Origin of the sequence: Paenibacillus sp. E194 (assembly GCF_000935845.1) — a bacterium.
In the GTDB taxonomy this organism is placed as follows: Bacteria; Bacillota; Bacilli; order Paenibacillales; family Paenibacillaceae; genus Paenibacillus_B; species Paenibacillus_B alvei_B.
On sequence record NZ_JMDX01000217.1, the window covers coordinates 1 to 9,524 of the forward strand.

The 9,524-nt window shown below is 46.4% G+C and carries 9 protein-coding genes and 2 tRNA genes; 1 reads left to right on the plus strand and 10 read right to left on the minus strand.

Annotation, left to right across the window (positions count from 1 at the left end; all coding sequences use genetic code 11):
• On the plus strand, positions 1–652 hold a 652-nt coding region (locus AZ66_RS32075), incomplete at its 5' end, for a hypothetical protein (RefSeq protein WP_044356945.1).
• Positions 653–745: 93 nt separating this feature from the next.
• Here the strand turns inward: AZ66_RS32075 and AZ66_RS22710 are convergent.
• The 10 genes from AZ66_RS22710 to AZ66_RS22755 form a co-directional block, all read right to left on the minus strand.
• A tRNA-Ile gene (locus tag AZ66_RS22710) sits at positions 746–822 on the minus strand.
• Between the two features lie 24 nt (positions 823–846).
• Positions 847–923: transfer RNA gene (locus AZ66_RS22715), tRNA-Met, on the minus strand.
• A 112-nt stretch (positions 924–1,035) separates the two neighbouring features.
• On the minus strand, positions 1,036–1,200 hold the full coding sequence (locus AZ66_RS32080; protein ID WP_197081758.1) for a hypothetical protein: 165 nt from the start codon (positions 1,198–1,200) through the stop codon (positions 1,036–1,038).
• A gap of 119 nt (positions 1,201–1,319) precedes the next feature.
• Positions 1,320–2,798 carry an ABC transporter substrate-binding protein gene (locus tag AZ66_RS22725; protein ID WP_044356948.1) on the minus strand — a complete coding sequence of 493 codons (1,479 nt, stop codon included), beginning with the start codon at positions 2,796–2,798 and terminating at the stop codon, positions 1,320–1,322.
• Positions 2,799–2,802: 4 nt separating this feature from the next.
• Positions 2,803–3,678, minus strand: coding sequence for an ABC transporter ATP-binding protein (locus tag AZ66_RS22730; protein WP_044356949.1), 876 nt, complete (start codon positions 3,676–3,678; stop codon positions 2,803–2,805).
• Between the two features lie 3 nt (positions 3,679–3,681).
• Complete coding sequence (locus AZ66_RS22735) at positions 3,682–6,546, minus strand: FtsX-like permease family protein (protein WP_044356950.1); 2,865 nt, start codon at positions 6,544–6,546, stop codon at positions 3,682–3,684.
• On the minus strand, positions 6,546–7,667 hold the full coding sequence (locus tag AZ66_RS22740) for an efflux RND transporter periplasmic adaptor subunit (RefSeq protein ID WP_044356952.1): 1,122 nt from the start codon (positions 7,665–7,667) through the stop codon (positions 6,546–6,548). The genes AZ66_RS22735 and AZ66_RS22740 overlap by 1 nt, the downstream gene beginning before the upstream one ends.
• The gene (locus AZ66_RS22745; RefSeq protein WP_021258072.1) at positions 7,630–8,502 is read right to left on the minus strand and encodes an ABC transporter ATP-binding protein; all 873 of its coding nucleotides are present in this window, start codon (positions 8,500–8,502) and stop codon (positions 7,630–7,632) included. Before AZ66_RS22745 ends, AZ66_RS22740 begins: the two co-directional genes overlap by 38 nt.
• A 221-nt stretch (positions 8,503–8,723) precedes the next feature.
• Complete coding sequence (gene pyrE / locus AZ66_RS22750) at positions 8,724–9,362, minus strand: orotate phosphoribosyltransferase (protein WP_044356953.1); 639 nt, start codon at positions 9,360–9,362, stop codon at positions 8,724–8,726.
• Positions 9,362–9,524: orotidine 5'-phosphate decarboxylase / HUMPS family protein (locus AZ66_RS22755; RefSeq protein ID WP_044356954.1), on the minus strand; the 163-nt coding region annotated here is incomplete at its 5' end. The genes pyrE and AZ66_RS22755, both read right to left, overlap by 1 nt.

Here is a 9,524-nt window from a genome sequence, read left to right on the forward strand (position 1 = left end):
ACATCCCGGAAGCAAGGAATCAGGCATCGCCAAAACATTGATATCGCAAATTGAAGAAAAAGAGCGTAAGAAGATCGAGGCCGAGCAGTTGGAGAAGAAACGTAAACAAGCGGCGGAAGAAAAGCGTTTGGCTCAGGCACTATCTAAGATGAGAAAGAGTGTAGATGAAGTCAAAAGTATTACCTGGTATTATGACAAAACTTCACCTTACTATGCGAACGAAAACAATTTCTTCTTATACATAGGGAAAGAAGCAAATACATCTTGGCTGCGGTTGCGTATTCAGTACGAAGCCGAAAATTGGCTGTTCATCGAGAAGTACACGCTAAAAGTTGATGATAAGACCTATACCATCTACCCAAATAGTGATGAGATCAACCGAGATAATAATACCCGAATCTGGGAATGGGCCGACGTCTCTCCATCTGAATCAGATATCTCAATGATTCGCGCCATTATTAAATCAAAGAAAACCATCATTCGCCATGAAGGCAGTACCTATTATGATGACCGTACGATAACAAAAAAGAAAAGGCCGCACTCCAAAATGTGCTCGATGCCTATGATTCGTTGCAAAAAAGAAAATAGCGGCACAAAGAAGGAAGTCCCTCCGCAGAACGTTGCAAAGTGGGCTTCCTTAAATCCTAAATAATAAAAAACACCTATCTCATTCAAATCTAGCAAACTGCTAGAACTGATGATGAAAGATGCGCCTTACAAAACTATGTATCTATGAAATTAGAATTGGTGGGCCCTGAGGGACTCGAACCCCCGACCAATCGGTTATGAGCCGACCGCTCTAACCAACTGAGCTAAGGGCCCTCACCATTGCAATTTCATGAGGTTTGGTTGCGGGGGCAGGATTTGAACCTACGACCTTCGGGTTATGAGCCCGACGAGCTACCAGACTGCTCCACCCCGCGATATCATTCAACAGCTGAACTTCTTCAGCAGCGACAAGTATTACTATACAATAGTTGCATATGTTCAGTCAAGAGAAAAATTAAAAATGTTTGAATAAGTTGTACATATAGGCTAAGGAAGAAATCGCACCCCGTATTTTCCTCTACGTGATCGGTATACTTCAATCTCCTTCATCGTCTCATATCCATAAATCCATGCATCATGCTCAAGCCGCTGCTGCAAACAACAAGCTTGAAATCTGGAATCGTACAACTTGCCCCAATAGACCCAATGCACTTTATCACCCTCTTCTTGTCATCAGCCCCCTCCCCTTCCCCTACTATTCCCCAATCGTGCAAAAAAGAACCGGCAAGCTCACTTGGAGCCACCGATTCTTTCTTCCTGCATTACGATGATTAACCCTTGTATACGTTTCCTGGAGGCGTATCATTACCGTTCGGATTCTTTTTCGCTTGAATCAAAATTTGGTTCCCTTTTGTTTCCCATTCCTTCAAGGCATCCGCAACGGATTTCTTCTTCTCGATTACTTGCTGCATCAACTCCGTACCAAGCTGATTGATCTGCCAGTAGCTTCCGTCCATCATGAACTTCTCCATATCTGTCTTTGTAGGAGGAACCGGCTTTGTTTTGTAGAACGCACTTACATTAATGTTAGTGCCATCCTTAGGCTTAATGTACTTTTGACGAGATACCATTTCCCAACTGCTGCGAGAACGAAGCTTAGCCCAATCTTCACTATTAATAAACTTCATGAATTCCCAAGCATCGTCTGGATTCGCTGCTTTTTGATTGATTGCAAAAATATTATACAACTGAGAACCGCCAGATACACCAGGAGATTCTGGATGTGATGGCATGGTTACAACATCCCAGTCAAACTTCGTAAAGCCTTTAATTTTGTCAGCATTCTTCATAGCATCCGACAATTCCGTATTAATGTAATTATAGTCTCCGATCGCCATAGCAACCTTCCCTGACAGGAAGTTATCATGTCCGAACGGATTTTCATTTTCTGGCGCTTGAATAGGCGTTTCACTACCGTTTGCAGGTGGGACGATTTTCTTGATCGCGAGATCACTTACCGTCGTCCATACTTTTTCCCATTGTGGCGTGTTAACCGTCATCTTCTCGCCTTTTTCATCGAACATACGAAGATTTAATGGCGTAATATATAAATTCATCATATCTCCAAACACTTCGGAACCACTATAACGGTTAAAACTAAAACCATATTTGCGATCTGCTCCGTCACCCTTCGATAGGTTAGCTGCGAGCGTAAATACTTGATCCCATGTCATATTATCAGTTGGCGGTGCAATGTTTGCATCACTGAAGAGCTTCTTGTTGAAGAACAGTGCATTTGAGGAGAATGTAGGCGCAAGACCATACAAGCTGTTGTCTCCCATAGCTTTTATCCCATCAATAACCGTTGGGACAAAGTCGGACAAATCAATACTGTCCTTCTGTAGAAGCGGATCAAGCTGCTTCAACATTCCTTCTTCCACAAGCTTGCGGAACTGGAACGAATCCGTGACGATGATGTCAACTGGATTCGCAGAATTCAGCAGTTTTTTCATCGCTTCATAGCGATCCGGCTGTTTCTTCGGATCTCCGGAATTATCATATCGCATATCTGCACCATCAAGTGCTGGTACAAGCTCAATACGGATTCCTTTGTGCGTAATTTCAAATGTATCAGTCCATTGCTGACGGAAGTAGGTGTCGTCGTATCCTCCATACTGCATTCCAATACGCAATACTCGCTCTTGTCCTGGAACAACCTCATCTTTGTTCGTACATGCAGCCAGCATTGGGATAATCATCGTCAATACCAGTGTAACCGTCAATAATTTTCGTACCCAGTTTTTCTTCATCTGGTTACTCCTCCAATTCTTTAGGTGTGCGGATAATAATTTTGTCTCCGTCTAATTCCATCGATGCCTTGTCTTGAATATCGAGAGCTTCCAAATACTCCTTTGGCACTTGCAATCGGCCGACCCGATCAACTACCACGTAGGCTTCATGATGATCCTGAAGCCCGAATCCTTCCTCACCTCCACCAGCAGCCAAGTTCGGATTGCGCTTGATGAATTCTGTGCTAGTTAAGCCGTCACGAATCGCAACGACACGATCCACCTTCCCTGCAAGCGACAAATCATGGGTTACGATGACCACTGTTACCCCTAATTCCCTACTCATACGGCGGAAAATATTCATGATCATATCTGATGTCTGCGTATCCACAGATCCAGTAGGTTCGTCAGCAAGCAGCATCTGTGGGCGATTCGCTAGTGAAATCGCAATGGCCACCCGCTGCTGCTCACCGCCTGATAGCTGTTGCAGCTTATTGTGCATGCGATGACTTAGTCCAACCCATTCAAGGAGTTCCTTCGCATATTTGCGATCCATCTTGCCAGCCAGCATCATCGGCACTTCAACATTCTCTAACGCTGTCAAATAAGGAAGCAAGTTGCGTGCATTGTTCTGCCAGATAAATCCGACAGTATCCCGCTTGTATTCAACAAGATCTTTATCCGATATCTTAAGCAAATCCCACTTCCCTACCTGAACGGAGCCGGCGGATGGCCGATCCAACCCGCCGAGTATGTTCAGAAGTGTCGATTTCCCGCTGCCGCTGTTGCCGATAATCGCCATCAGTTCACCTTGCTTCACTGACAGGTTCAGCCCTTGCAGGGCAACAACTTCAATGTCATCTGTTTTGAAAATTTTAACTAGCCCTTCACATTGTATCACCGATTAACGCTCCTCTCCCATCTTCACGGCTTGATGGACACGTAGACGACGAATATGCATGAACAACAAGGTCGCCCCAGTAAAGATCATCACGCCAACGACGATGTACAGCTGGATCGTATCTCGTGATTCAAATACAATCCGGAATGGCGGCACCTGCATCTTGGAGCTTTCTGCTGTCTGTAGGAATGGCAGGAACAAGCGGCTCGCCACCTTCCCAAGCAAAATGCCAAGTAGGATAGAAAGCCCTGCTGTAAATAGCTGCTCCAGCAGCAGCATACCGGTTAGTTGTCTGCGTGACAACCCCATTGCACGCAAAATCCCGAACTGAAGCACACGTCTTGTCAAGTTAAAGAACCAGAACAACAAATATCCAATCAAGGAGATAATGACTGATATTAAGAAGCCCATACTCAGAATGCCAAATACGCCGCCCCGGGTAGGGTGCTTGCTCTGTGTTGCAAGCTCGCTTCGTACATCCGTCCTACTGAATATTTCTATCCCTTTCTTTTGCAGTTCTGTAAGGACAGGACCTAGTGGTGCTTTGTCCTTCATCTTCAACCATACCTCATACGGTGTGATTGGTACTTGATCATAAATATAATCTAAGTTCGCAATAAAGAACGGTTTCTCGTCCGGATACATACTCGGCCAATATGGGAGAACCCCAACAATTACGAATTCAACCAACTGCTCACCAAATCCGATGGAGATGATGTCGCCTTCCTTCAATTGGTACTGCTTCGCGACATTGCTCGGAATAATCACAGCGGATTCCGTATACTTCCCTAGTGCATCCAAATAGCGGAACGGATGGGATGGGAACAAGTCCTGACGGAACCAGGCTACCTTCGAGAAGTCGACATTGTCGATTCCCATAATCTCACCTTGACCAATCGAACGTCCGGAAATGATTACATTCCCCTTCGTCTTCAGTACACGTGCGGCTCCTTCAACACCCGGCATCTTTTTAAAGAGCTCGAACGGCGGCTCCGTATAGATCGTCTTGCCCGCCTTCGGCGGCTGGTTGCCACCACCACCTTGCCCTGGATTGCCTCCTCCTCCGCCTCTGTTGTTTCCTTTGCCATTATCCTTATCTCTAATGATCTCTTGTTCAGACTCCCATACCGTCTGGATAACGACGTCCGTACCATATTTGTACAAGGTGCGCTCTGTCGAGTTAATGTCAATCGTGCGAGCTGCCGACGCATTGTATACGCCAAGACCAAGTGTAAGAATAAGCAGAATCATAAGCGGATAATACGTCTTGGCAGAACGGGACAACTGCGTAAGCGTCAAATATAGCGGAACTGGCAGCAGCTTTCCGCCAATCCACTGCACGATTTTAAGAATAAGCGGAAACAATCGTAAAAAGAACAGTCCGCACGCAAAAATCGCGAGTGCCGGCACAAAAAATAGAAATGGCTGTACTTGCAGCTGATCAGAGCTCACTCCTGATTGGAATGTCAACAACTGTCTCTCATTAAGCAGGTAATAGCCATAACCCGCCAAGCCCAGCAGCAGGACATCAAGGAACCAGCGCTGCCATACAGGCCTGCGGTCTGATCGTGCCATCTTCTGCTTCAAGTTCACGATAGAAGAACGAGCGAAGACTACTGCTGGTATAATACTAGCGAGCAAGGCGATGACTACTGCAGCCACGCCGAAAATAACAGCATCTGATGTAAATCCTACCGGAATAGACTTCCGATTTACGAACTCCAGGAAGCCGTTCGCTGAGCCTATTGACTTCGCCATAAACCAGCCGAATATAGGGGCCAATGCCAGAGCCAACAAGCCGAGAATGATTCCTTCCAATAGATAAAGCCATATAATCTGCCGCGTACTTGCTCCACGGCTTCGAAGCACAGCAATATCACTTTGCTGCTTCTCTAGCGATTGACTTGCATTCATCGCAATATAATAGAACACCATTGCAATCATCGGTGCAGCAAGCGTGAACAGCATCATTTGCAACTGTACGCTCTGACTGCGGAATTCATTCAATACCTTCGCGAAAGAGATCTCCACTTGCGTTCCCTTCAGCTTCTGGTACAAATCAATATTCAAGCGTTCCAGCATAGAGCTAAGTGAGGACAACTGACTTGTCTTTACCTCGCGCAGATCAAACGCATAATACCAGCTGGATACAGCGATCGGCAGCTTTTTCTGTTCCATCAAATGATCGAACGTTGCCGGTGAGACGTACAAGGAATTCATCATTCCTTCTAAGCCCTGGAACCAATAAGCACTCGTATCTTCCTTCGGCTTAAAAGTACCTACCAACTTCACCTTCAGCACGGTATCCGTGCCGGTTACTGGGTATTCAAGCTCGTCACCAATATGGAGATCATTGCGGTACATGGCTTCCTCCATCATGACAACCTGCAATGTCCCATTCTGCTCGCCATCTTCATATTCCTTACCCAGTGTCCACTCTACCCGATCGTTCAAATCGGATAAAGAGCCAAGCGTCATCGTTCGAACCCGGCTGGCATCAACCTTGCTCGGATCTACAGGGTAAACTTCTGTTCCTCGGAGCGAACGCGCATTGACAAAGATTTGAGCTGGAAACCCAACCTGCGCCTTCACATCCTCACGTATGTAACGATCAACTTCCTTTAATTCTTTCGGATCCGTCTTGGTTCCACCTGTCGCCTGGTACTTGATTGACAACGAGCCGGCTGGCATCGCTGCACTATTGTCCTCCAATGTCTTCGAGACAACCCGCTTCAAGGCGCCATCAGCATACATCGGAATGCTGACTGTAAAGGATACAGCCACAATGAGCCCTAGAAGTGTGCTGAACGTAAGCCAGCGGGTATTCCACATTTTCCGGAATAGAAACCGCAACAAAGGAATGCCCATTAGCGACCCACTACTTTCTGTCCAGGCTCAAGTCCTTTTTTGATTTCCAATCTCGTTGCATCCTGTTCACCGATTTCCACGTCAACCTCACGTTTGCCATTGTCATCAACGACTTGAACATAGGTTCTAGCACCAAGCGTGCGAAGTGCGGATGGCGGGATATAGACAACATTGCTGCGTTTCTTCGTAATAATGGTCGCACCAAGCATGGATCCACGCGTTACTGTAGAAGGCAGCTTATCATTCAATGTCACCGTTACATATTTATCAATCCGATCCTGTTCAGGCATATTGCCCCCGCCCGGATTGTTGTTGTTGTTGTTGCCTCCGTTGTCCTTGTCTGATGTAGGAGCAGGAAGCGCCTTAACCTTTCCTTTTAAAATTTTGCCTGTCGAATTAATGCTTAGTTCAACATCCATTCCAGGGGCAATTTTCTTCAAATCATCCTTCGGTACATCCACCGTAACAACCAATCGGGATGTATTGGCGATCGTCGCGACAGGGTCATACTTCTTCGTCATATTCCCTTTCTTCGCAGCGACGTTAACGACCGTTCCAGCGAATGGAGCAGTAACCGATCCTTTTGCAATATCGTTTTCTACTTCCGCAATCTTTTCGAGAGCCTCTTCGTATGCGATTTGCTCATCTTCGAATAGAATTGGATCCATCTCATCCTTCTGACGAAGTGTCTCCTTCATCTTCATCTCCTGCTTGCGAAGATCGCGTCGCTTTGCACGAAGATCCCGCTGCATATCTTCCACATCAAGTACCGCCAATACCTGGCCCGACTTCACATTGTCACCGTTCTTGACCTTAACATCCTTGACAGGCTTATTATCAAGCGTGAAGAAGAACGTCTCTTCCTGTTCCGACATTACTTTCCCTGTTGCCTTCACATCAGAGATCCAGTCGCCCTTCATAACATCATATTCGGGCTTTTTCGAGATTGCTGGAGGCGTAATTGTCGGCAGCGCCTCTTCTTGTTCCTCATCTGGAAGCAAAGAACATGCGGATGTTAACATCATGACCCCGCACATCAATATCAGCGCGGAACGGCGCCATTTCTTTCTTTTATCTACTGCCTTATGAGATGAATTTTCCGTCGACCATTTCATAAACATGATCAGCTACCTCCAAAATTGTGGGATCGTGGGTTGTCATGCAGATTGCGATCTTCTCAGAACGTATAATTTGCCGGAATACTCCCATGACCTGTGCACCCATCTGTGAATCAAGTTCTGCTGTAGGTTCATCCGCAAGCAGCAACAGCGGCTTATGCGCGATTGACTTCGCGATTGCAACACGCTGCTGCTCACCGCCGGACATTTCGAACGGACGGTGCTTCATTCGCTTTCCGAGACCAACCAATTCCAAACAATGATGTACGCGTTCCTTCCATAAATGACGCGGAATGTTCGCCATCCGCAGCGATAGCTCGACATTCTCATATGCAGATAACAACGGCATCAAGGCAAACGCCTGAAATATGAATCCAATATCATCGCGTCTTGTATAGGTACGCTTGTTATCGCTCCAAGAAGAGAGCTCCTCTCCTCGGAAATAAATCTCGCCTTTCGTAGGCAGATCCAGGCCGCCAAGCATGTTAAGAAGAGTCGTTTTCCCTGAACCGGACCGACCTTTCAGCATTACCAACTGACCTGGGTTAACCTGCATATTGATGCCTTTCAGGACATGAAGCTTCTCACTGCCCACCTGGAAGGTTCGTTCCACACCGCGAACTTCGAGGATAGGTTCATCTGCAGCGACAGGAACCGCACGTGCAGGCCATTCTGAAGATGTTTTTTTGTCGTCTATGTATTTCGCCTCATTATTCGCAACTGTCTCGTCCTGATTATGCACTGCGAGATTTGGGGTTGCCTCGTTAGCCTCGACCTCGTCAGCCTGCTTCCGTTTGCGAAGCCATTTCATCCTTATATCTGCCCCTTTCTCGGACATGACGTCAAACTCTCCTCAAGTATAAACGAAAGTTTTGCATGAAAAGTTACAAAGATCTTAACCGTTTTTCTGTAAAAATGACAAATATTCTGATTAATTTTTGGTAGTCTTTTGTCAGTTCATGACTCTATCAAAAAAGAGACCCTTCCTCATGATGCAGGAAAGGTCTTCAAAAAATGTTATCTATAGAAAATCGAATACAAGTTCGTCTTCTTGCCTTCTTAGTTGCCCCATGTCGTTGGATCATGACGCCATGCTTGCAGCACATCCATATCTTCGGCTTGAATAACACCATGCTCCAGTGCCGTCTGCGTCAGTGCTGTATAGTTCGACAGCGTGCGAAGTGGAATCCCGGCTTCCTCGAATGCAGAAGTTGCTTTTTCCAATTGGTAGCTGAAGATTGCCAGTACTGCCAATGGCTCAGCTCCTGCTTCCTTCAATGCAAGTGCTGCTTTCAAAGAGCTTCCACCTGTAGAAATCAAGTCCTCTATGACAACAACCTTCTGTCCAGGACGAATGATTCCCTCAATTTGATTTTGCTTTCCATGGCCTTTTGCCTTGTCGCGAATATAAGCCATTGGCAAGCCAAGCTTGTCCGCTACCCAAGCAGCATGCGGAATTCCTGCTGTAGCTGTGCCTGCGATAACTTCTGCATCGGGAGCATATTGTTTCACCAAGGAAGCAAATCCTTCTGCAATTGCATCTCGAATCTCTGGGTAGGACATCGTCAAGCGATTGTCGCAGTAGATTGGAGATTTAATGCCTGACGTCCACGTAAATGGTTCATTCGGACGAAGCGCTACCGCTTGGATATTTAACAGATGCTGTGCAATTGTGCGTTCCAGGTTCGTTGTAGTCATTAGTTCAACAGCTCCTTCATAATAGATAGAATCGCATCGCGTGGATTCGGTGCAGCAGTTATCGGGCGGCCGACCACAATATAATCCGTTCCTTGCTCAAATGCTTGCGCTGGAGTCATGACGCGGGATTGGTCACCCTTTGCACTGCCTGCTGGACGAATT

Coding starts and splice junctions, on each gene's coding strand:
- pyrE (WP_044356953.1), bottom strand. CDS start 9,362: ATGACTACAACGAACCTGGAACGCACAATTGCACAGCATCTGTTAAAT.
- AZ66_RS22725 (WP_044356948.1), bottom strand. CDS start 2,798: ATGAAGAAAAACTGGGTACGAAAATTATTGACGGTTACACTGGTATTG.
- AZ66_RS22735 (WP_044356950.1), bottom strand. CDS start 6,546: ATGGGCATTCCTTTGTTGCGGTTTCTATTCCGGAAAATGTGGAATACC.
- AZ66_RS22740 (WP_044356952.1), bottom strand. CDS start 7,667: ATGTTTATGAAATGGTCGACGGAAAATTCATCTCATAAGGCAGTAGAT.
- AZ66_RS22745 (WP_021258072.1), bottom strand. CDS start 8,502: ATGTCCGAGAAAGGGGCAGATATAAGGATGAAATGGCTTCGCAAACGG.